Below are 22,252 nucleotides of genomic sequence, written 5' to 3' on the forward strand. Positions count from 1 at the left end.
CATATGACCTACCTACCATCGGTTGATCGTTACAAAAATATGGAATACCGCCGTTGCGGTAAAAGTGGCATCAAATTGCCTGCAGTATCATTAGGCCTGTGGCATAACTTTGGCCATGTGGATGTTTTACAGCACTTCCGCAAAACTGTTCAGCTGGCGTTTGATAGTGGCATTACCCACTTCGATCTGGCTAACAATTACGGCCCGCCTCCGGGTTCGGCCGAAGAAAACTTTGGTAAATTATTGAAAGATGATTTCCGCGGCTACCGCGATGAAATGATCATATCAACCAAAGCCGGTTACACCATGTGGGATGGCCCATATGGCGACTGGGGTTCTAAAAAATACCTGATAGCCAGTTTAGACCAGAGCCTTAAACGCATGGAGCTGGATTATGTAGACATTTTTTACCATCACCGCCCCGATCCCGAAACACCGCTGGAAGAAACCATGGCAGCCTTGGATCTTATCGTTCGCCAAGGTAAGGCCCTGTACGTAGGTATTTCTAACTACCCCGAAGCCGAAGCCCAAAAAGCCATTGATATATTAAAAGAACTGGGCACTCCGTGTTTAATCCATCAACCTAAATACTCGATGTTTGAACGTTGGGTTGAAGGTGGCTTGCTGGATGTTTTAGAGAAAGATGGCGTTGGCTGTATCCCATTCTCACCGTTGGCGCAAGGTTTGCTAACCAATAAATATTTACACGGCATCCCGGATGATTCGCGTGCGGCCCGGTCAACAGGCTTTTTACAAGCCAGCCAGGTTACACCCGAAAGGATCAAACAGATCAGCGCGCTGAATGACATCGCCTTGCAACGCAACCAAACGCTGGCGCAAATGGCTTTATCGTGGTTGTTAAAAGATCCGCGTGTTACTTCTGTATTAATTGGCGCAAGCAAACCAGAGCAACTGGCAGATTCATTGAAATGTTTGGATAATACCAGGTTCGATGCTGAGGAATTAGCGAAAATTGAAGCCATTTTAAAATAACCGATGAAGCAGATTAAATGGGGAATTATTGGCTGCGGAAACGTAACCGAACTTAAAAGCGGACCTGCTTTTAACAAAGTACCCAATAGCAAGCTGGCAGCCGTAATGCGCAGAGATGCCATTAAGGCTGCCGAATATGCCCAGCGCCACGGCGTTGAGCAATGGTTTGATGATGCCGAAAAAATGATGGACGAGGCCGGACTGGATGCCGTTTATGTAGCCACTCCCCCAGCCCAGCATTTAGAATACGTATTGCGCGGACTGGAAAAGGGTTTCGATATGTATGTAGAAAAACCGGTTACCCGCAACGCCGAAGAAGCCCGCCAAATGGCCGAAGCTGTTGCCAAAAGCAGTAAAAAGCTCACGGTTGCCCATTATCGCCGGGCATTGCCCATGTTTCTGCATGTAAAAAAGCTGATTGATGATAAAGCCGTGGGCGAAATTCGCACAGTGCAGATCAGGATGTGGAAAACCGAAAATGCCGAGATGATTGCCAAAACAGATACCAACTGGCGCGTACACCCCGAATTATCGGGCGGCGGTTATTTTCATGACCTGGCCCCGCATCAGCTGGACTTAATGTTGTATTACTTCGGCAAACCGAAGGCATCGCACGGCTACTCGCTTAACCAAACCAAAAAATACCCGGCAGACGACCATGTTTGCGGCCAAATTTTGTTCGAGAATGGCATTGTAGTCAATGGCTCCTGGTGTTTTAACGTGGGCGAAAGCCAGGTTACCGATACCTGCGAAATTGTGGGTACCAAAGGCAAGATTACCTTCCCCTTCTTTGGCAACACCGTTACGCTGGAAGATGAAGCCGGCAAGGACACTGTTACGTTTACCCACCCGCAGCACATTCAGCAGCCCATGATCGAAAAGATAGTAGCCTATTTTAATGGCGAGGGCGACAATCCTTGCAGCATTGAGCAAGCGGTTACGCTGATGGAAATAATAGATACCTTTACTAAAAATCAATAATCTACCTACTTATTTAACTTAAAATGAAAAAACTAATTCTATTCGCGTTGCTAACTATTGGCAGTTTTAGCGCCTTCAACGCATCGGCACAAATGGCTGCACCTAAAGGCCCGCGCCCAAGCCCGGCAGATACCGTAAAAGCAACCACTAAAAATGGCGTAGCCATTGAAATAGCTTACAGTCAGCCTGCCGTAAAAGGCCGTACCATTGGTAAAGATATTGCTCCTTATGGTAAGGTTTGGCGCACAGGTGCTAATGAGGCTACCACCATATCATTCAGCAAGGATGTAAAAGTTGAAGGCAAAGCACTACCTGCCGGCAAGTACAGTTTATATTCTATCCCCGGCGAAAAGGAATGGGTGATTATTATCAACAAAACCGCCATGCAATCGGGCACCGAATATAAAGAAGCCGATGATGCATTGCGCGTAACGGTAAAAACAGATAAATCTGCCGAAACGGTAGAGCGTTTTAAATTCAGTATTGAAACTTCTGGTAAAGTTTCTTTTGTTTGGGGCGATAAAAAGGTTTCTTTTGTAGTTAAATAACTACTGAACAACACTTTGCACATGAAAAGGCACGGCATGCTCACTTTTATATTATTGTTGTTAGCGGGTGCAACCGTTAAGGCGCAATCTTATACCGTGCCTGTGGGGTACAAAATGGCAAGCCAGGCAGATTATGTAAAATATGAGCCCAACGTAGTTGCCACGGTTGACTGGCTGCAGGAAACCTCCTGGACCGAAGAGTTACAGAAACGCCGCGCCGCCACAGACTTTTTATTTAAGTGGATACAGGACACGCCAACCATTACCGTTGAACTAATGCCCGAGCTGATGACCCTTACCGATAGAAATAATAAGCTATTGGCCATTTTTATGGGCACTTACGCCAAGTATGCTATTGAGCACCCGGCATTTACTAAAGACGAGGCAAACTTGGCAGCCATTAAAGCGCTCATTGCAAAATATAAAGCTGAGCCAACCCATATTAAGGATTCTGATATAGAACGCTTGATCAGGAAAGATAAAGCAGGCGAACTGGAAGACTGGATACGTAACGAGTACAACAAGTCGGCCTCCTGAAAACAAAGAAACCTGCTGATTGCGGGTTTCTTTGTTTAGATTATGATTTTCTTTTCCTAACCCTCCCCTATGCAGGGAAGAAAAATATGTCGTGCTGAACTTGTTTCAGCATCTCACAATACATGTAGCAGACTTAGCATGTGGGCTACCGAAACAAGTTCGGGACGACGGGTGGAAATAGTTTTTACAAAACACGCTCCAATTCATCCACATCTCCCAAGTTAACCACCCTAATATTTTCACTGATCTTCTCAGCGCTCCACTTCCACCAGGCAATTCTGAGCAAGCGGGCAATGGTTGCCTCATCAAACCGCATGCGGATAATCTGTGCGGGGTTGCCACCTATAATAGCATAGTCGGGTACGTTTTTAGTTACTACAGACATCGTGGCTATAATAGCACCGTTGCCAATGTTAACACCGGGCATTATAGTAGCGCCATAACCCAGCCAAACATCATTACCGATAATGGTATCGCCCTTAAAAGGATATTTGTTAAGATGATCTGCCCCTTCGTTTACTTTTTCCCAACCATTGCCAAATATGGCGAATGGGAAGGTTGATATCGGTTTAGTTTCATGATTAGCGCCGTTCATGATAAACTTTACGCCCGATGCAATGGCACAAAACCTACCGATTACCAGTTTATCGCCCAGGAAATCGAAATGGTATAAAACATTCTTTTCAAAGTTATAGGGGTCATCGTGATCATCGTAATAGGTATAGTCGCCCACAATAATATTGGGGCGGGTAATAATATTTTTAAGGAAAACCAAATTGGTATAAGTAGCCAGCGGATGCACCACAGCCACATCAGGACCATGTTCTGTCATATAAATTTAATGCTTGAAAATTTTAATGGAATATGCTATTTGTTAAACAGCACGATGAAATTTAAGCGACCTGCGATCCCTAATTAAGGTTGAAATAATAACTTATTGCCTGCAGGCCGTTTATATTACCATTGGAGTAATGCCTTATGTTATAAGGACATTACGAAGATAAGATTTTTGTTAGACAAACCAGAAGCTTGATATTATTCCCCCTTGGGGAGGGAAATAAAATACTCATCTTGTCATTCCGAACGTAGTAATGAATCTTCTTCGATAAGCAAATCGGCTTAGCATGGCGAAGAAGATCCTTCGCTATCGCTCTGGATGACAAAATAAGTAATCAAAGCTTTGCATTGATTCTAGTAACTATTTCTTCTTCAGCATCAACTCGCTGATATATTTAACAGGCGCGCTGCCATAGCCCAGGAATTTTTCGTTGAAGTCCTTTAGCTTAAACAGCTTATCGCCTACTTTCTTTTTATAGGCTTCGCGCAGGTCTATGATCTCTTTGTAGCCGCTGTAGTAGCTGGTTAATTGCACGCTGGTTACGCTTACACGCTTCCATTTGTTGTCAGCTTCGGCTTGCTGCTGGAAAGCCTCATGGGTCAGCATTTTAACTACCTGTTCTTTGGTCATGGTGCCGGTGTGTACGCTGTAGTCAACTATGGTATTACAAACCGAACGCAGGTTCCATTTGTACCACATCAGCCACATTTCGGGTTCATTATTACCGTAGCCGTTTTCCAGCATCATTTGCTCGGTGTATACGGCCCAGCCTTCTATCATGGCCCCATTACCCAAAATAGACTTGATTAAACTTGGCGATTTGTTAGCGTAAACCAGTTGCGTATAATGGCCCGGTATAGCTTCGTGAATACACAAGATCTGTAAAATGTACTGATTGTACTCGCGCAGGTAGCTTTCGGCTTTTGCAGCAGGCCAGCCACTGAGGCTCCCCACGTTAAAATAAGTATTCCCGGTTTTATCATAAGGGCCCGGCGAAGTTACCGAAGCACCGGCAACACCAGCCATGTAAGCCGGCTCTTTACGCACTACCAATGGTTTGGATGGATCTATATACAGCAGATCTTTGCTCTTCACAAAAGCAGTAAGTTTTGGGATCTGCGCCGAAATAGCCGATTGAAACTCATCCGGCTGCACATGCTTAGCAGACAGTGTATCTATCATCTTACCAATCAGTTCCAGCGTATCTGTTGGCATGGCTGCTTTGCCAAAATATTTAGGCCAAAGCTGCTTACTGTATTTGGCCATCTCTTTATGCAGATATTTTTTGCGTTCTATAGCGGCATTATAGATCTGCTGCGGTGTGCTGGCAGACTGTACTTCGTACTTAAATTTATCCTGGTACAGCTCCTTACCCAAACGGAAACTGCGGGGATGGTCATTCTTCATGCCCTTTAACCAGGCAGCATATCCCTTTATGGCATCGGCAGATAGCTTGGCCCTATCCAGCATCTTTTGCTTTTCGGGTTGAGGGATGGTGGTTTTCTTCAATGAGTCTGCAAAGTCCGACTCAAAAACCGATACCCCGCCGGTATGCTGATCTATCGCCAAAGCAGTTAGCTCGGCAACCGGGTTTTTAAGTTGCTTTTCGGCTTCTTTGTAGTAAACCGGGATGTTAAGCATCTTCATATAAAAATTACGCAGGCGCTTATCTAAGGGCTCGTATTTCTCATTCAATATAAAAGCGAACGTACCAATCACATTATAGGCAGATGGGTCCCACTCGTATGCTTTTTCCTGCTGCAGCCCCCACTGGGTATACTGCATCTGGTTTTCCATCAAATGGTAATCAATTTTCCCATTATCAGTCAGGCTGTTTAAGTCGAAGTTACCCAGCGAGTCGAGCGTTTTGCGGGTAAAGGTAAGCTGCTTTTGGCGGCTGTCTGCATTGGGAATAATCAGGATGCTATCATATTTATGGTAGCCAACCTGCGTAGCCAAATCAGGGTTAATTTTCCATAAACCGTCTAAAAAACGTTCTTCATATGCGCCAAAGGCCGTACTATCTTTCTGTTGCGGTGCTACACCTGCGCCATCTTTTTTACAACCTATAAAAAAGGTAAGCGCCGCTGCGACTATTAAAACTGACTTTTTGATCACTTGGGTAGGGGTTTAAAATCGAGCATAAACTTAAACATTTACGTTAAATATTTATAATTACTACCATTGTGTAAAAACAGCTTTACAATTACAACGCAACTATTACCAATTAACATTGTTAACCTACAAATAAAAACCAATGGATAAACAACATAATATATTAATTGACGAACTGGTTAAATTGTTGCGCGGCGGCAGTGCCCATGCCTCGTTAAAAGATGCCATTAAAGATTTACCGGCCGAACTACGCGGTGTTAAACCCTATGATCTTCCCTACAGTATCTGGCAACTGGTAGAGCACATCCGTATTGCACAATGGGATATGCTGGAGTTTAGTCGCGACCCTAACCACCAATCGCCGAAATGGCCGGATGGTTATTGGCCCAAGGAAGCAGCCCCGGCCGATGAAACTGCCTGGAAAAACGCCATCCACCAAATTGACCTCGACCTCGAAAACTTTATCAACCTGATTCAGCAAGATGATATCTACAAAGAGCTTTCGCATGGCGACGGGCAAACTATTTTGCGCGAGGCCCTGCAAATGGCAGATCATACCAGCTATCACATCAGCGAGATCATCATTATTCGACGCTTGTTTAAGGCATGGAAATAAGAAAATTTATATTATAAAACTAAAATGCCCCTTACCAAAATAGCTTTATAAGGGGCATTTTATTATAGCGTTATTTAAATTATTTCAGCTTATTAATAAAATCTACCACGCCGGTAACCAGCTCGGGTTTAATTGGGAGGTCGGGCTGGCTGTAGGTGGCCAGGTTTTTATCTTTATCAGCAGGCGCGTCCTTTAATACATGATTCATGTTGGGGATAATCAGCAAGGTAGCTTCCGTTTTAGCCTTTTTCAGTTTATCAGCTTCTTCTGTTTTTATCTGTAAATCTGTTGTACCCTGAACGATCAATATCGGCATTTTTAACTTTTTGATCTCCCTTAATGGGGCATACCTCATCCATGATAACAGGAAAGGCTGTATGCTTGGGCGTACATACGGATATAATGAGGCATCTACATCGGGCTGCAATTTACCCTTGCGGGCCAAACTGTCTACAATATTTCCAAACCGGGTAGAGATATAATCAGGCAAAGCTTTTACCTGGTCTTTTAATAAATAATAAGCAGGCTGTGCGGCACCACCAACAGAAATAAAGGCACTCACCGGGTTTTCTGCAGAAGCAAGCATCCCAACTAATGAGCCTTCGTTGTGGCCAAATACAATTATTTTAGAAAAACGGGTATCATCATGCAGCTTATTAATCAGGCTCATGGCATCCTCTGCATAATCTTCTATCCGCAATTGATCTTCTTTAGTACTGCTAGTGCTTTCGCCTACCATACGCTTATCATAACGTAAACTGGCAATGCCGCTTTTGCTCAAGGCTTCGGCCAGTTGTTTATAGGCATTGGTGTTTAAACCCTGTTTAGCATTGTTGCCATTACGGTCTGTAGGGCCGGCACCGGCAATAATAAGTACCAAAGGCACTTTTGCAGCAGCATTGGCAGGCATGGTTAATGTGCCGGCAATGGTGCCCGAAAAACCTTTTACCGTGTAAGCAGATTCGCCGAGCGATGGGTCAACATTTAACAGTTTAAGCGCTTCGGCAGCTTTAGCAGCGTCAGATGGGCTGGTATAGTTATCAAAAAGTAACCCTCCCATCTGGTCTTTATCGTTAAGGCTCACTTTCATGGCCAGTACAGATTTGGTAAAGCTAACCTTATAAGTGGCTATATTTTTATCAATACCCACAAATGAGATTTGCTGCAACCGGCCCAATTGCGATTGAAGCTGATTAATCATCACCTGGTTTTTATCCTCAGGCAAGGCAGTACGCACTTCGGGCGCAAACATATTAAATATACTATCGGGCTGGTTAAGGTTATAATATTGCTGAAAACGGGTAATAGCAACCTTATAATTCTTAGGCTCAGACTGGGCATGTGCATTTACTGCAATCACAATAAATACTAAAAGCAATTTCTTCATTCTTGTACTTGTATCAGGGGCGAAGTTAATTATACTTCATCAAAATTAATCATTTAACTAAAGGTCTTATTGCCGGCTTAAAATCTAGTAAAATAAGTCTCAGTTAAATAATTTGTAACCAAATTAAGATAAAAACGTAAAAAACGGACTTGTATGTCAGAAACTTATTATATTAAATTTTTAATTTAGCGAACCAGACCGCACAATACTAAGTTTTTGGATGAAAAAAACGTTTACTTTTCTATTATTGCTCATTCTAGCCAGTATTGTTTACCATACCTATGCTCAAACTAAAATCTCCGGGCTTCAGGGTAAAATAATTAATGAAAAAGATGCCGTTGCCGAAGCTGCTACTATTCTATTAAGGCGCTTTCGAGATTCGGCCATGGTTCAATCAACCATCAGCAATAATAATGGCGTTTTTGAATTTAACGGTGTAAAGCCCGATAAATACATTTTACAGGTCACTAAAACAGGCTATCACAAAATGGTGAGTGGCCCTTACCTGGTTACTGCAGGCCGCATTATTATTATAGACCCCATTAAACTACAAATAGCTGAAGTTAGTTTGCGCGAGGTTGTGATAACCGATAAACGTAAATATTACGAAGTAAGGCCCGATAAAACCGTTTTAAATGTAGACCGGAGCATACTGGCAAGCGGCTCAACAGTATTTAATATATTAAGCACTTCGCCCGGCGTAAAGGTTAACGGCAGCGGCGATATATTTTTACGTGCCGGGCTAAGGGCTACCATATTTGTAAACGGCAAACAAATACGTTTAGAAGGCGACGACCTTACCGCTTACCTGCAAACCCTGGCCACTGCAGATGTAGAGCAAATAGAACTGATCCAAAACCCAACCGCAAAATACGATGCAACAGGTAGCGGGGGTATTATTAACGTGATATTAAAAAGGGGCAAAAACGTTGGTTTTAATGGCAATATAACCACCAACGCCGATTATGGCACTTTTGGAAAAGCCGGCGCTTCATTTAACGGCAACTACCGTACAGAAAAAATAAATGTATTTGGAGGCTTTGGTTATAAATACGTTAAAACAGACCATACTATTAACAACCTGCGCAACGTAAACGCAGCCGACGTTACCACCTTTGATACCTATTATTACAATACCCAGCGCACACCTTCTTTTAACTACACCCTAGGTACCGACTATGCAATTAATGCTACCCACACCATCGGTTTTTTAATTAAAGGCAGCCATGAAACCAACCGGTTTGATAAAGCAACCAACAGCTACATGTATTTTAAAGGTGTGGGCGATACCACCATCACTACCCTATCAAACTTAAAACGGTCGAGAGAAAACATTAATTACAATATTAACTATGCAGGCACACTTGGGCATACCAAACAAACCCTGAGTGCCGATGCAGATCTGTCTATCCTTAACCGGCATTCGTACGAGGATATAATTAGCAGTACCTATCCAACAGCGGCGGTAAACTCAAGCCCAAGCGTTTACAATAATGATACCTTGCGCAATGTTGCCCCTACCCGCATCATCAATGAATCTGTTAAGGTAGATTACAGCAACCCCATTACTAAAAACAGCAGGCTGGAAGCCGGCGTAAAAGCAAGCTATGTAAAAAGCGATAACACCCAAACATTTAACGTACTGGTTAACAATATATTCCAACCTGTAAATATATTAACAAATCAGTTTTTTTACACCGAAAAAAAGGGAGCCGCTTACGTCAACTACGCAGGCACCAGCAATAAATTTAGCTATAATGCAGGCTTAAGGCTAGAGCGTACCATATCAGACGCTAATACGCAAACAGTGGGGGTTGATATTAAACGTACTTTTACCAAGCTGTTTCCATCTGTAAGGCTTACTTACAATTTAGATCAGGCGCAGCAGCTTACTTTTATTTATAATCGCCGTATTGATCCTCCGGCTTATGAGAACCTTAACACAACCATATCTTACCAGGATAATTATAATTACCGCACAGGCAATGCTTACTTAAAGCCACAGTATACCGATAATTTTGAATTAGCGTACAAGGGTAAATCAAACTACAGAATAACAGTACACGCCCTAACAGTGGCCGACTTTTTTGATTTCAGCTACTTTTTACAAAGTAACACAAGCAATATACTGGTTACAACCAAGCGTAATTTAAAAAGGGTAAACAACTATGGCGCTAAATTGGATTTGCCGTTGCGACCGGCTAAATGGTGGGATATTAATTTCAACCCCGATTTTTCTTACTATCAGTTTAAAGACTATTCGGGTAACTTAAATAAATGGTCTAAAGACTTGATTCTGGATCTTAGCCAGAATTTTGAGCTCACCAAAACCATCTCTGCAACTTTATACACCCATTACGAATCGGATGTGTTTTATGGTATTTCTGATAATAAACCTGTTTTTTATGCAACGCCCGGCATCCGGAAGCAATTGTTTAATAAAGCGGGCAGTATCAGCTTTACCTGCAGCGATATTTTTAATACCCTGCGCGACCGCACCACCACTACTTACAGAAACCTGGACATTAGCACCTACGATAAAAAAGAAAGCAGGATTGCGCGCCTTACCTTTGTTTACAACTTTGGCAAGCACACCGTAAAGGCAGCACGTAAGCATGCCGTTGGTAATAATGAGGAATTAAAACGAATGAGTGGCAGTAATTAACCTCCGTGCCCTGTTAACATGCCGGTAATAATAATACACAACACCAGCAGTGTAATGCCCACATACAGATAGTCTTTTTCTATAATAAAGCCTATGGCAGAAAATATGATCCTGACTACCGGTGTGGCTATCAGCAAAATAATACCTGCCTGTATAATTGCCCGGCCGCGGCCTGCCAGTATACCATGGAAAATCCCAGGCAGGGTATGCACAAAATCTGGCACGCCTTTAAAATCGTGGTAATCTATATGCTCGGTGCTGTGGCGGCTCAGGTAAATTACCCCGCCAATAAAAACAACAATCATCGATACAAAAACCCCGATGCGCAACACCCAGCCAATAAGGGCTTCTATGTCGGTATCTTTAAATTTAGTTTGGTTTGCCATTGTTTAAATTTTACCGGTTAAACCATTGTATATCATTTGCCCGGCCAGTATGGTTACAATAACCGCAAATACCCAACGCAACCACCCCGATGAGGTAGATTTGACCAATATTTTAGATCCCGTTAAAGCGCCCAGCAATACACCTATTACTACAGGCATAGCAAGTGCCGGGTCAATATATCCTCTTTGTAAATAAACCACCGCGCTTGCAGCAGCGGTAACACCTATCATAAAATTACTGGTTGTTGTTGATACCTTAAACGGGATGCGCATAATACTATCCATAGCCACCACTTTAAGTGAACCCGAGCCAATGCCCAGCAAGCCCGAGATAACACCGGCAAAAAGCATCATTACAAAACCGCCGCCTACTTTGCGTACACCATATTTTACTTCGCCATCGGCAGTGGGGTAGCTTCCGTTTAATTTGAGTTTTTCAGCCCAAACGCTTTCTGTCTGCAAAACAGTGGTATCTTTTTTACGCAGCGACATGATGGCCGAAAAGATAAGGATCACCCCAAATATTACAGCAATAATAGGTGCGTGGATCACCAACGAAAGCATGGCCCCTATCAAAGCACCTGTTGTGGTGGCAATTTCCAGAAACATCCCAATCCGCATGTTGGTTATCCCCTCCTTAACATAAGCCGCTGCCGAACCCGATGAGGTGGCAATAACAGATACCAGCGAAGCACCTATAGCATAATGGATATTTATCCCCAAACCAATGGTTAATAAAGGGATAATAACCACACCGCCGCCCAGACCGGTTAATGAACCCAAAAGGCCTGCGAAATAAGCGCCCACCAGTATAATTAATGTTAAAACGAGTACCGACATATAGTGGTGATGGTGTTGAAGTTGCTAAAGTAATAAATACTTTTTTAGGCACCGGGTTTTTAGTGTAACGTTAATTTTAACTTTAAATTAGATAGAAATGGCTACTTTAACCGTTTATAACATCGTATGAAAATCAAGTATTTCCTGTTTATAATATGCTGCCTGGTTAGTTGCCGGCTTTTTGCCCAAAGCAAGCTACCTGCTAATATGTTTTTACACAAGCTGCCCAATGGCCTGGATGTATTGGTAATTGAAGACAATAGCGTACCCCTGGCTACTGTGATGATTACCTGTAAAAACGGCTCGTTTACCGAAACGCCTAAGTTTAATGGACTGAGCCATTTATACGAGCACATGTTTTTTAAGGCCAATAAAGATTACCCCACTCAGGAAGATTTGATGAACCGCATCAGTGAGCTGGGGATTGATTTTAACGGATCGACCACTTACGAAAACGTGAACTACTTTTTTACCCTTCCAAGCGCTAATCTTAAACCCGGCTTAGAGCTCATGAACTCGGCCATCCGCTACCCGCTTTTTAACCCCGAAGAAATGGCTAAGGAAAACATTGTGGTTGATGACGAGTTTCAACGCCATGAATCTACCCCGGCCTTTGCTTTAATTGATAGCATGGACCACCGCATGTGGGGCAAGCTGTACAGCCGCAAAAACCCAACCGGTGACCATAATGTGATCCGATCTGCCACGCCTGCGCTGATGGATTCGATCAAGAATAAATATTATTACCCCAACAATTCGCTGCTTACCATTGCCGGTGCGGTAAAGCATGAAGATGTTTTTAACGAGGTAGCTACGATCTTTAACAGTTGGCCTGCCTCAACATTCGACCCTTTTAAAAAATGGCCGATACCAGAGTTTAAACCCCTAACCAAGGTGGATTATTTTGTGGTAAAATCCAGCCTCACCAATATTCCATTTATCCAGATGAGCTGGTTTGGGCCCGATACCCGTACCGATATTCCATCTACTTATGCGGCCGATGTGTTCTCTTATATCCTCGACCAAAATTCATCTAAACTGAGTAAGGCGCTCATCCAATCGGGTCTGGCACTTAACGTGGATTTTAGTTATTTAACCCTTAGCCATACCGGGCCAATTACCCTTACCGTGGTGCCTAACCCTAATAAGGTAGAAGCTTGCTTTGCCGAAATTAAGCACCAGATAGCCCTTTGGGATACGCCCGATTATGTAACCGACGAACAGTTGGAAACAGCCAAACGCAAGCTGGAAATTAAACAGATCCGCGAAGCAGAGGTAACCAGCGATTTTACACAGGTACTTTCGTTCTGGTGGGCATCGGCTTCTATCGATTATTTTACGACCTATAATGATAACCTGAAGAAGATGACGAAGGATAACCTGCGGGCTTATGTGCGTAAGTACATCATCAACAAACCATATTGTGCGGGCTTATTGATTAACCCAAACATGCAACAGCAGATAATGCCCGAAACATTTTTTAAAGCAAAGTAGGTAAAAACGCAAGAGACGAGAATCAAGAAACAAGACAGAAACTCAGGAAACAATAATTCGGTTAATTCCTAGAAATTATCAATTCGGGTTAAAGACAACAATTAATATTTTGTTAATCCTTAAATTCTATAAATTCTGATCAATGAAGAAATTTATAACCACCATATTTTCCCTGTGCCTTATCATTAGTGCAGGTACAGCCCAATCCTTGCCTACCAATACCACCACCTCTTTTATGGTGAATGGACTAAAAGTAATATTTAAGCCCACAGTTAAAGATGTGATCAGCGTGCGGATGTATTACCGTGGCGGCGTATACAATTACCCGGGCATGCAGGCTGGTATAGAAAGTCTGGCCCTGAAAGCGGCTACTGAATGCGGCACCAAGAAATATAATGCCGACAAATTCCGCGACCTGGCCGATGAATTTGGGGTATCCATAGGCGGTACATCAACCTACGATTATGGTAATATTGGTATTGATTGCGTAGCCAAATACTTTAACCAAAGCTGGGATCTGTTTGCCGAGGCCATCAACAACCCGGTATTTGAAGAAGCCGAAGTACAACTACTGAAATCGAAACAGATTACTTACGCCAACGGCCAGCAAAGCGACCCCGACCAGCACCTGGATGATCTGCTGGCACAAAACGCCTTTGCCGGTACACCTTACGCTACCGATCCTGATGGTAACGAGCAAACCTTAAGCACCTTCAACAGCGCCGATCTGAAAGAATACTATTACAACTTGCTGAATAAGAACCGCATGTTTATTGTAGTGGCGGGCAACGTTACCCGGCAGCAAATTGAAGAAAAGATCAAAGCTAGTTTTGCCACCCTCCCAGAAAAACCATATACCGCGCCAAGCCCTAAACCACCGGTTTGGAAAGAGAATAAATTGGATGTAGAAAGCCGCCAGCTGGCTACTAATTATATAGCGGCTGCCTTTAATGCACCACCTGTAAACAGTCCCGATTTTTTGGCCTACCGGATGGGTATTTCGGCCTTTGGCGGTACCTTATTTAATGAGCTGCGCACCAAGCTCAACCTGTCTTATGATCCTGCTGCTTATGCCGTATCCTTACAAATGGCTTATGGCGTACTCAAGGTGAGTACAAACAGCCCCAAACAAGCCGTAGAAGCAACCGACAGAACCCTGAGCCGCCTGAAAGAACTGGGCATCTCAGACGATGGTTTAAAATACCTGAAGAGCAGTTTTATCACCTCTAACTACATAAAACAGCAAGGCTCCGGAGCTATAACCTCCAACTTAGGCTCGGCCGAAATTAACGGAGGATGGGAGTTTGCCGAAAAAATGCCCGAACTGATTAATGCCGTAACCACAGAACAGATTAACGCAGCCATGCTAAAATACATTGGCGGCTTGCGCTGGACTTACCTTGGCGACCCTGACCTTGCCAAACAAGCATTAGATGCCTTTAGCACCCAGGTACATTAATAGTGATGGATAATGGTAAAATAAAAAGTCCAGAATATTAAAAAGATCTGTAGCGGCAACCTAAAAAGCAGGTAATACATACCGGGGCCGCTAAAGTCGCCCTCTTCCATATTTACCCTTCGCTGTGTGGCATACACATTGGCGGGCAGCATGGCTATTAAAAAAACCACCAGCAGGTAACCTGCTGTAACCCTTGTTTCGGCAATCATTATCCCTGCGGCGCCAGCTATTTCAATTAAACCGGTAATAATAACAATCAGCTTTTTAACGGCATTGGGTATAAACGGCGGCACCATCAAAATCATGCCTTTTATAAATACAAAATGCGCCAGTGAGGTAAATAGCAGCATCACGCACAAAGCCAGCCGCCCGCTAAAAAACAAGTCTTCGCGTTGCTGAAAGGCGTAGGTAAAAAGCATTGTTAATCCAAAAACCGAGGCTAAAACTATAAGTGGTTTCATCTGAAAAACATAAGGGGTAAATAATTTACAATTGGTTAACATAAATGTAGTCAATCCGGCACTATTTAACACTTTCTGCACAAACTTTTCTCAACAAATAACAGGTACGGCCTGTTGTATTTTGTAAGTTTGATATAAAAAAATTGCCACCCTGTAAGCCCATAAAATTGCTGCTAAATGTGCTTTGAACTTCACTTTTGATCAATAAAGTTTCAGCTTTTGGATAGCTCTCAGGCTTGGCAGATCATCACATTAATACCCTTAACAAAACATAGCTATGTCGTACCAAAAAATCACAGACCTGTTAGGTAAAGAAGCGGACTCCCTTTTACAGCACGCATGTAAAACCTTCCCTAAAGAGCTGTTACATGCCCCATCCCCCGATTTTATTGACAACGTATTTGTAAACAGCAACCGCAACCCGCAGGTGTTACGTAACCTGGCTGCTATTTACAACCACGGCCGCTTAGGCGGTACGGGCTATTTGTCGATACTACCGGTAGACCAGGGCATTGAGCATACCGCAGGTGCATCGTTCGCCAAGAACCCGATGTACTTCGACCCGGAAAATATTATTAAGCTGGCACTGGAAGCCGGATCAAACGCGGTGGCTACCACCTTTGGCAACCTGGCCAGTGTGGCCCGTAAATATGCCCACAAAATCCCTTTCCTGGTAAAGCTAAACCATAACGAACTGCTGACCTACCCAACCAAGTACGACCAGATTATGTTCGGTTCGGTAGAAGATGCATGGAACTTGGGTGCAGCCGCAGTTGGCGCTACCATTTATTTCGGTTCCGAAGAATCCGACCGCCAGATTGTGGAAGTTGCCAAAGCTTTTGAACGTGCCCACCAACTAGGCCTGCCTACCGTTTTGTGGTGCTACACACGCAACAACGCCTTTAAAAAAGACGGCGTGAATTATGAAACCGCCGCCGATATTACCGCACAGGCCAACCACCTTGGTGTAACCATACAGGCCGACATTATTAAACAAAAAATGCCGGATGTAAACGCAGGCTTTACCACCATCGGTTTCTCTAAAACAGACCCATTGATGTACAGTGAACTCACCACCGACCACCCGATTGATATGTGCCGCTACCAGGTAGCCAACTGCTACATGGGCCGTGCCGGGCTCATCAACTCAGGAGGCGAATCCAAAGGCGCAAGCGACCTGGCCGATTCTGTAAAAAACGCCGTGATTAACAAACGCGCCGGTGGCTCGGGGTTAATATTAGGCCGCCGCTCTTTCCAACGCCCTTTTGCTGAGGGTGTAGACTTTTTGCATAATATACAGGATGTGTATTTGGCAAAGGAGATAGGGTTAGCGTAAGCGTTAAATAATAACCCAATTCCCTCCCCTGGGAGGGGTGTGATGGAATTGTGTAGTGGCAGGGAGGGGTTTGTACAGTTTGATTAGCAAACTTCATAAACCCCTCCCTGCATTTGCGCTCAGTCAGCCGCCCCCTCCCCGAGGAGGGAATGATAAAATTGTCTACCTCTTCAAATAACTTTCCCTTACCGCTTTAAACTCCGATCCTGATTTCCATTGCGGCCATTCGTTGCTGTAGGCTAATTTTTTGCCGACTAAAAACACCAGTTGCAGATCCTGTATGGTTCCGCTTACATCCCATTTGGCGGCATCGTACTCGTCGTTAGGTTTGTGGTATACGCTGGTGTTATAGTAATCGTGCATTTTCAGGCCGGCTTCTTTGCCCTGGGTTACCAGGTCTGTGCCGGTTTCGATGTATAGCGCAGGGACGCCAATTTTGGCAAAGTTAAAGTGATCTGACCGAAAATACATCCCTTTAGACGGCACAGCTTCGGGCTCTATATGGCGACCTTGCGTTTTGGCAGCGGCCGACAAGTAATCTTCGAGCTGCGATTGCCCGTAACCTACTACAGATATATCTTTGGTTTTCCCGTAAGGATAAAACATGTCCATATTGATATCGGCCACCGTTTTATTTTTGGGGAACACCGGGTTCTCGGCATAATAGGCAGATCCCCAAAGGCCCTGCTCTTCTGCTGTAACCGACAGGAATATGATGGTACGTTCGGGCTTAACTTTTAAACCTTTAAATACCTTGGCCAGTTCCAGTAAACCTGCTGTTCCGCTGCCATTGTCAATAGCGCCATTGTAAATACTATCGCCTTTTGCATCCGGTTTGCTGATACCGAAGTGGTCCCAATGTGCAGAATAAATAATGCATTCATCAGCATGTTTGGTACCGGTAATTTTGGCAATTACGTTATGCGATTGGTTATAGGTGCAAGTTGTACTCAGGCCGGTAGTGATGTTTAATTTCAAAGATTCGCCTTTAAAACCCGGGGCCAAAGCTTTAGCAAGCATCGTTTTATAATCTGTGCCGATGGTAGCAAACAACTTTTCGGAAGCAGGCAGGGTTAACCAACCTTCAAAAGCACTTTTGTAGCTTTCGTGCCCGCGCGGGTCGAGGTATAGTTTTGATGCCTTCCAGCTATTAGCCACAACGCTGAAACCATAGGCAGCCGGGGCTGTATCGTGAATAATTAAACAACCTTTGGCACCGTGTTTTGCAGCCTCGTCATACTTGTAAGTCCAGCGGCCATAGTAGGTCATGGTTTTGCCTTTAAACTGTTTGGCATCATAATAACCGGGGTCATTAACAAGCACTACCACAATTTTGCCTTTCACATCCAGCCCGGCATAATCATCGTGGTTAAACTCCGGCGCCGAGATACCAAAACCTGCAAATACCAGTTCTTCATTCTTCAGGTCGATGCGGGCATCGGTTCTGCGCGTCCACAAAACGTAATCTTTTAAACCTTCCAGGTCGAAACTGGCATTGGCACCAGTCACTTTCATTTGTGGGTCGGGGTTTGTATAAATAGATACCATCGGCACGGGCTGCAAAAAGCTGCCTTTATTGCCCGGCTCTAAGCCCAAAGCTTTAAACTGCTGTTCTAAATAGTTTAGCGTTGCGGTTTCTCCTTTGCTAAATGGCAGGCGGCCCATTAATTTATCAGATGATACCTCGCTTACGTATTTGCGGTAACTAGCCTCACTGAAGCTATTTAATCCGTCGGCCGTTTGAGCCAGTGCCGGGTATAAGCTGCCTGTTAAGCAGGCTGTAAGCAGAGATAACTTTATGTTTTTGATATTCATAGATGCGTTATTTTATTGGGCCGGCAAAATACGCATCAGAATTCTCAGAATTAATGAATTATCAGAATTCTTTTTTCGTTATGTCATATCTAACGTATGCGAAATATTTTCTTCAACATGGTGAGCATAGCGAAGAAGATCCTTCACTCCGTTCCGGATGACAATTTTAAGTAAATATTTAAAGTGAATAACTAAACTATTAATATCCGTTCCGGGCCTGGCCCGAACACCTGCAATTGAATACAGATAATTTCCCTCATTCTATTTCATTTTAAAACAGGTTTGTTAATACCCTCGGCATTAAGAGCATTACAAAGAAAACAAACAGAATAATAACTTTTCGTGACGTAAGTGTGTCACAAGTAAAATCACATTAATTATTACTTTTGAGGCAGTCTGAATGGCCCGTGCGATTCCCCTCTTAAGAGGGGCAAGGGTGTGTCTTTCTACCGAATAACACACCCCCTGCCATCACACAATTCCGGCCCGCCCCCTCTCAAGAGGGGAATTGAAAAAGCTCAGACTTATTACATTACATGGGTTACAAAAGCTTACAAGCCTGTATTACCGATCTGGAAAAACACGGTCACCTCATCCGCATTAAAGAAGAGGTTGACCCTTATTTAGAAATGGCTGCCATACACCTGCGTGTGTTTGAGCAGCAGGGCCCTGCCCTGCTTTTTGAAAAAGTAAAGGGCAGCAAATTCCCGGCAGTATCTAACCTGTTTGGCACGCTGGAGCGGTCGGAGTTTATTTTCAGGGATACGCTAGAGAAGATCAAAACGCTGGTTGACATTAAAAGCGACCCCATGCTGGCCATCAAAAACCCTTTTAAATATGCCAACGTTGCACTAACCGCCCTCTCTGCCCTGCCCATGAAATTGAGCAGCAGTTATATTAAAAATTTCAGCAAAACTACCATCAGCGCTTTACCGCAGATTGTAAACTGGCCCATGGATGGCGGCCCATTTGTAACCATGCCCCAGGTTTACACCGAAGACATACACAAGCCAGGCATCATGAACGCCAACCTGGGTATGTACCGCATCCAGTTGGGTGGTAACGACTATATTCAGGATAAAGAGATCGGTTTGCACTATCAATTGCACCGGGGTATCGGCATCCATCAAACCAAGGCTAATGCCAAAGGCGAACCGCTTAAAGTAAGCATTTTTGTAGGTGGACCACCATCGCACCCTGTTGGCGCAGTTATGCCCCTGCCCGAAGGTTTGTCTGAAATGATTTTTGCCGGCGCTTTGGGTAATCGCCGTTTCCGCTACTTCTATGATCCCGAAGGTTTCTGTATTTCTGCCGACGCCGATTTCGTGATCACCGGCACAGTAATGCCGCATGAGAATAAACCCGAAGGTCCGTTTGGCGATCACCTGGGGTATTATAGCTTAACGCATCCTTTCCCGCTGATGAAGGTGCATAACGTGTACCACCGCAAGGATGCTATCTGGTCGTTCACAGTGGTAGGCCGTCCACCGCAGGAGGATACCAGCTTCGGCGCGCTCATTCATGAGATCACAGGTTCGGCATTGCCAAAAGAGATCCCCGGCCTGCATGCTGTTAACGCGGTTGATGCTGCGGGTGTACACCCTTTATTATTTGCCACAGGCAGCGAGCGTTATACCCCTTATATTAAAGAGCGTAAACCGCAAGAGATATTGACCATTGCCAACCACATTTTCGGCAAAAACCAGCTGAGTTTGGCTAAGTACCTGTTTATTGCTGCACAGGAGGACGACCCAACATTGGATGTGAACAACATCTATGCGTTTCTGAAACATTGTCTCGAGCGGATTGATTTAACCCGCGACCTGCACTTCCATACCCGTACCACCATAGATACCCTCGACTACAGCGGCAGCAGCCTGAACAGCGGCAGTAAAGTAGCCATAACCGTAGCTGGTGATGTAAAAAGAGACCTTTGGACTATTACACCTACCGACTTTACTTTACCCGGAATTTTTACGGTCCATCAATTAGCTATGCCTGGAGTACTGGCCGTTAAAGCACCTAAATACATTAACGAACAAGAAACAGAAAAGCTGATATCTGTATTGAACGATCATCTCCAAGCTGCAGATCTTAACGGCCTGCCATTAATAGTTTTATGTGACGATGCCGAATTTACCGCTGCAACCATCAATAACCTGGTTTGGGTTACGTTTACACGCAGCAACCCATCGCACGATATTTTTGGTATCAATAGTTTTACAGAGCATAAACACTGGGGTTGCAAAGGCCCGCTGATTATTGATGCCCGCATGAAACCGCACCACGCACCCGAGCTGATTAAAGACCCTGAAGTGGAAAAGAAAGTGGATTTATTAGTTGACAACGCATGGTTTAAGAAGTAGCAGTGGCAAGTGGCAGTAGCAGTTTTGTTTGTCAATTCCATAAACATGGGCACGCATTCAACCTAATAAACGCAGTCAACTATTCACTTATTTGATTAAATTAGCACCCTTTATATTAAACCATGAACAAATTTTACGGTACAGGGGTAGCCATGGTAACCCCATTTGACGGGAGCGGACAAGTTGATTACAACGCCCTGAAAAAGTTGATCGACTACCTGATTGAGGGTGGCATCGATTACCTGGTTTCATTAGGTACAACCGGCGAGAGCGCCACTTTAAATAAGGACGAGAAGAAGAAGGTTTGGGCATTTACTGCCGAAGTTAATAATGGCCGTGTACCATTGGTAGCCGGCATTGGCGGCAACAATACTGCCGAAGTTGTGGAAGAAATTAAAGCTTTTGATACCACAGGTTATGATGCCATACTTTCTGCCAGCCCTAACTACAATAAGCCAACACAACAAGGTATTTACCTGCATTACAAAGCTATTGCCGAAGCAGCAACCCTGCCCATCATTTTATATAACGTACCCAGCCGTACCGGCAGCAACATCAGCGCCGATACTACGGTAAAACTGGCTAAAGATTTTAAGAATATTATCGGTATCAAAGAAGCATCAGGCAACTTCGATCAGCTGAATCATATTATGCGCGATAAGCCCGAAGAGTTTTTGATGATCTCCGGCGATGACCCGATCTCGTTCCCGATGATTGCCATGGGGGCTGTGGGTGTGATCTCTGTGGTAGGTAATGCGTTGCCTAAACAGTTTTCTACCATGATTGATCTTTGCCTCGAAGGCAAATTTAAAGAAGCCCAACATGGCCATTTCGACCTGATTGAGTTTACCCGTTTAATGTTTGTTGACGGCAGCCCGGCCGGTGTTAAAACTGCGCTGAAAGAGATTGGCGTTTGCGATGATACGGTACGGTTGCCATTGGTACAAGTTAATGAGGACATTAAGGCGAAGATTATTGCGGAGACTAAACGCATAATTGGCGCTTAAATAAAAATTTGGCATTGCGAGCGATAGCGTGGCAACCTCGTAGCTATACAAATCGAACAATGCATGCGACGAGATTGCTTCGTACCTCGCAAAGACACAGGGGGATTAAAAGAGAAAGCCTCAAACGTTTCCGTTTGAGGCTTTCTCTTTTATGATTCGGTATTCAAATCCGAAATCGAGATTCCGAAATGATTATAAACTATTAATCCACTTCACCAGCTCTTCGCGGGTTTTACCGGTTTTCTGTTGAAGCTTGCCCAGCGTTTCATCGTCTTTGCCCTCTTCGTGTGTTAAATCATCTTCGGTTAAATCACCGTAAGCTTGTTTTATCTTACCTTTCAACTCATTCCAGGTACCTTTTATTTCTAACTTATCCATGTTGGTTTTATTTAGATGTGTGTGTATAAC

At 44.0% G+C, this 22,252-nt stretch carries 19 protein-coding genes; 11 read left to right on the forward strand and 8 right to left on the reverse strand.

The annotated features are described in order from the left end of the window. Positions 1–3: 3 nt before the first annotated feature. From mgrA to RG47T_RS15430, 4 genes are read left to right on the forward strand one after another with little or no spacing between them, the layout of a single operon-like run. On the forward strand, positions 4–993 hold the full coding sequence (gene mgrA / locus RG47T_RS15415) for an L-glyceraldehyde 3-phosphate reductase (RefSeq protein ID WP_074490298.1): 990 nt from the start codon (positions 4–6) through the stop codon (positions 991–993). 3 nt (positions 994–996) lie between these two features. Next, positions 997–1,974, forward strand: coding sequence for a Gfo/Idh/MocA family protein (locus RG47T_RS15420; protein ID WP_074490299.1), 978 nt, complete (start codon positions 997–999; stop codon positions 1,972–1,974). A gap of 23 nt (positions 1,975–1,997) precedes the next feature. Next, the gene (locus RG47T_RS15425) at positions 1,998–2,522 is read left to right on the forward strand and encodes a DUF2911 domain-containing protein (RefSeq protein ID WP_074490300.1); all 525 of its coding nucleotides are present in this window, start codon (positions 1,998–2,000) and stop codon (positions 2,520–2,522) included. A gap of 21 nt (positions 2,523–2,543) precedes the next feature. After that, a complete protein-coding gene (locus RG47T_RS15430; RefSeq protein ID WP_074490301.1) occupies positions 2,544–3,059 on the forward strand; it encodes a hypothetical protein in 516 nt (171 codons plus the stop codon). Positions 3,060–3,243: 184 nt separating this feature from the next. On the opposite strand, the gene RG47T_RS15435 is transcribed toward RG47T_RS15430, so the two are convergent. Then, positions 3,244–3,891 (reverse strand): CatB-related O-acetyltransferase, encoded by a 648-nt coding sequence (locus RG47T_RS15435; protein WP_074490302.1) that lies wholly within the window; start codon positions 3,889–3,891, stop codon positions 3,244–3,246. Positions 3,892–4,257: 366 nt separating this feature from the next. Then, positions 4,258–6,015 (reverse strand): DUF885 domain-containing protein, encoded by a 1,758-nt coding sequence (locus tag RG47T_RS15440; RefSeq protein WP_245770868.1) that lies wholly within the window; start codon positions 6,013–6,015, stop codon positions 4,258–4,260. A 139-nt stretch (positions 6,016–6,154) separates the two neighbouring features. On the opposite strand from RG47T_RS15440, the gene RG47T_RS15445 reads away from it, so the two are divergent. Then, positions 6,155–6,628: a DinB family protein gene (locus tag RG47T_RS15445; protein WP_074490303.1), complete on the forward strand. Its 474-nt coding sequence runs from the start codon at positions 6,155–6,157 to the stop codon at positions 6,626–6,628. A gap of 79 nt (positions 6,629–6,707) precedes the next feature. Here the strand turns inward: RG47T_RS15445 and RG47T_RS15450 are convergent, their stop codons facing one another. After that, the gene (locus RG47T_RS15450; protein WP_083627427.1) at positions 6,708–8,015 is read right to left on the reverse strand and encodes an alpha/beta hydrolase; all 1,308 of its coding nucleotides are present in this window, start codon (positions 8,013–8,015) and stop codon (positions 6,708–6,710) included. Positions 8,016–8,235: 220 nt separating this feature from the next. Here RG47T_RS15450 and RG47T_RS15455 point away from each other — a divergent pair, with 220 nt between their 5' ends. After that, positions 8,236–10,680 carry an outer membrane beta-barrel family protein gene (locus RG47T_RS15455; RefSeq protein WP_074490304.1) on the forward strand — a complete coding sequence of 815 codons (2,445 nt, stop codon included), beginning with the start codon at positions 8,236–8,238 and terminating at the stop codon, positions 10,678–10,680. Here RG47T_RS15455 and RG47T_RS15460 read toward each other — a convergent pair. After that, positions 10,677–11,066, reverse strand: coding sequence for a DUF1634 domain-containing protein (locus RG47T_RS15460; protein ID WP_074490305.1), 390 nt, complete (start codon positions 11,064–11,066; stop codon positions 10,677–10,679). The genes RG47T_RS15455 and RG47T_RS15460 overlap by 4 nt on opposite strands. Positions 11,067–11,069: 3 nt before the next feature. Beyond that, the gene (locus tag RG47T_RS15465; RefSeq protein ID WP_074490306.1) at positions 11,070–11,906 is read right to left on the reverse strand and encodes a sulfite exporter TauE/SafE family protein; all 837 of its coding nucleotides are present in this window, start codon (positions 11,904–11,906) and stop codon (positions 11,070–11,072) included. Positions 11,907–12,032: 126 nt separating this feature from the next. On the opposite strand from RG47T_RS15465, the gene RG47T_RS15470 reads away from it, so the two are divergent. Both RG47T_RS15470 and RG47T_RS15475 read left to right on the forward strand, forming a co-directional pair. Further along, entirely contained in the window at positions 12,033–13,400 is a 1,368-nt protein-coding gene (locus RG47T_RS15470) for a M16 family metallopeptidase (RefSeq protein WP_074490307.1), read from the forward strand. 142 nt (positions 13,401–13,542) lie between these two features. Continuing rightward, the gene (locus RG47T_RS15475) at positions 13,543–14,859 is read left to right on the forward strand and encodes a M16 family metallopeptidase (RefSeq protein ID WP_074490308.1); all 1,317 of its coding nucleotides are present in this window, start codon (positions 13,543–13,545) and stop codon (positions 14,857–14,859) included. Here the strand turns inward: RG47T_RS15475 and RG47T_RS15480 are convergent. Then, entirely contained in the window at positions 14,856–15,278 is a 423-nt protein-coding gene (locus RG47T_RS15480) for a DoxX family protein (RefSeq protein WP_171972540.1), read from the reverse strand. The genes RG47T_RS15475 and RG47T_RS15480 overlap by 4 nt on opposite strands. 319 nt (positions 15,279–15,597) lie before the next feature. Between RG47T_RS15480 and RG47T_RS15485 the strand changes: the two genes are divergently transcribed. Further along, complete coding sequence (locus tag RG47T_RS15485) at positions 15,598–16,656, forward strand: class I fructose-bisphosphate aldolase (RefSeq protein WP_074490309.1); 1,059 nt, start codon at positions 15,598–15,600, stop codon at positions 16,654–16,656. A gap of 162 nt (positions 16,657–16,818) precedes the next feature. On the opposite strand, the gene RG47T_RS15490 is transcribed toward RG47T_RS15485, so the two are convergent. After that, positions 16,819–18,471 (reverse strand): M28 family metallopeptidase, encoded by a 1,653-nt coding sequence (locus tag RG47T_RS15490; protein WP_074490310.1) that lies wholly within the window; start codon positions 18,469–18,471, stop codon positions 16,819–16,821. Positions 18,472–19,007: 536 nt separating this feature from the next. On the opposite strand from RG47T_RS15490, the gene RG47T_RS15495 reads away from it, so the two are divergent. Together RG47T_RS15495 and dapA are read left to right on the forward strand one after the other, a co-directional pair. Next, positions 19,008–20,837 (forward strand): UbiD family decarboxylase, encoded by a 1,830-nt coding sequence (locus RG47T_RS15495; protein ID WP_074490311.1) that lies wholly within the window; start codon positions 19,008–19,010, stop codon positions 20,835–20,837. Positions 20,838–20,959: 122 nt separating this feature from the next. After that, positions 20,960–21,844 (forward strand): 4-hydroxy-tetrahydrodipicolinate synthase, encoded by an 885-nt coding sequence (gene dapA / locus RG47T_RS15500; protein ID WP_074490312.1) that lies wholly within the window; start codon positions 20,960–20,962, stop codon positions 21,842–21,844. Positions 21,845–22,036: 192 nt separating this feature from the next. On the opposite strand, the gene RG47T_RS15505 is transcribed toward dapA, so the two are convergent. Next, the gene (locus RG47T_RS15505; protein WP_074490313.1) at positions 22,037–22,222 is read right to left on the reverse strand and encodes a CsbD family protein; all 186 of its coding nucleotides are present in this window, start codon (positions 22,220–22,222) and stop codon (positions 22,037–22,039) included. Positions 22,223–22,252: the final 30 nt, after the last annotated feature.

This window comes from Mucilaginibacter polytrichastri (assembly GCF_001911425.1).
GTDB lineage: Bacteria > Bacteroidota > Bacteroidia > Sphingobacteriales > Sphingobacteriaceae > Mucilaginibacter > Mucilaginibacter polytrichastri.

Bases quoted from the DNA above. Each gene is read 5' to 3' on its own strand.
- RG47T_RS15430 (WP_074490301.1), top strand. From the start codon at position 2,544: ATGAAAAGGCACGGCATGCTCACTTTTATATTATTGTTGTTAGCGGGT.
- RG47T_RS15450 (WP_083627427.1), bottom strand. From the start codon at position 8,015: ATGAAGAAATTGCTTTTAGTATTTATTGTGATTGCAGTAAATGCACAT.
- RG47T_RS15470 (WP_074490307.1), top strand. From the start codon at position 12,033: ATGAAAATCAAGTATTTCCTGTTTATAATATGCTGCCTGGTTAGTTGC.
- RG47T_RS15505 (WP_074490313.1), bottom strand. From the start codon at position 22,222: ATGGATAAGTTAGAAATAAAAGGTACCTGGAATGAGTTGAAAGGTAAG.
- dapA (WP_074490312.1), top strand. From the start codon at position 20,960: ATGAACAAATTTTACGGTACAGGGGTAGCCATGGTAACCCCATTTGAC.
- mgrA (WP_074490298.1), top strand. From the start codon at position 4: ATGACCTACCTACCATCGGTTGATCGTTACAAAAATATGGAATACCGC.
- RG47T_RS15465 (WP_074490306.1), bottom strand. From the start codon at position 11,906: ATGTCGGTACTCGTTTTAACATTAATTATACTGGTGGGCGCTTATTTC.
- RG47T_RS15425 (WP_074490300.1), top strand. From the start codon at position 1,998: ATGAAAAAACTAATTCTATTCGCGTTGCTAACTATTGGCAGTTTTAGC.
- RG47T_RS15420 (WP_074490299.1), top strand. From the start codon at position 997: ATGAAGCAGATTAAATGGGGAATTATTGGCTGCGGAAACGTAACCGAA.
- RG47T_RS15445 (WP_074490303.1), top strand. From the start codon at position 6,155: ATGGATAAACAACATAATATATTAATTGACGAACTGGTTAAATTGTTG.
- RG47T_RS15435 (WP_074490302.1), bottom strand. From the start codon at position 3,891: ATGACAGAACATGGTCCTGATGTGGCTGTGGTGCATCCGCTGGCTACT.
- RG47T_RS15490 (WP_074490310.1), bottom strand. From the start codon at position 18,471: ATGAATATCAAAAACATAAAGTTATCTCTGCTTACAGCCTGCTTAACA.
- RG47T_RS15455 (WP_074490304.1), top strand. From the start codon at position 8,236: ATGAAAAAAACGTTTACTTTTCTATTATTGCTCATTCTAGCCAGTATT.
- RG47T_RS15485 (WP_074490309.1), top strand. From the start codon at position 15,598: ATGTCGTACCAAAAAATCACAGACCTGTTAGGTAAAGAAGCGGACTCC.
- RG47T_RS15495 (WP_074490311.1), top strand. From the start codon at position 19,008: ATGGGTTACAAAAGCTTACAAGCCTGTATTACCGATCTGGAAAAACAC.
- RG47T_RS15480 (WP_171972540.1), bottom strand. From the start codon at position 15,278: ATGCTTTTTACCTACGCCTTTCAGCAACGCGAAGACTTGTTTTTTAGC.
- RG47T_RS15460 (WP_074490305.1), bottom strand. From the start codon at position 11,066: ATGGCAAACCAAACTAAATTTAAAGATACCGACATAGAAGCCCTTATT.
- RG47T_RS15475 (WP_074490308.1), top strand. From the start codon at position 13,543: ATGAAGAAATTTATAACCACCATATTTTCCCTGTGCCTTATCATTAGT.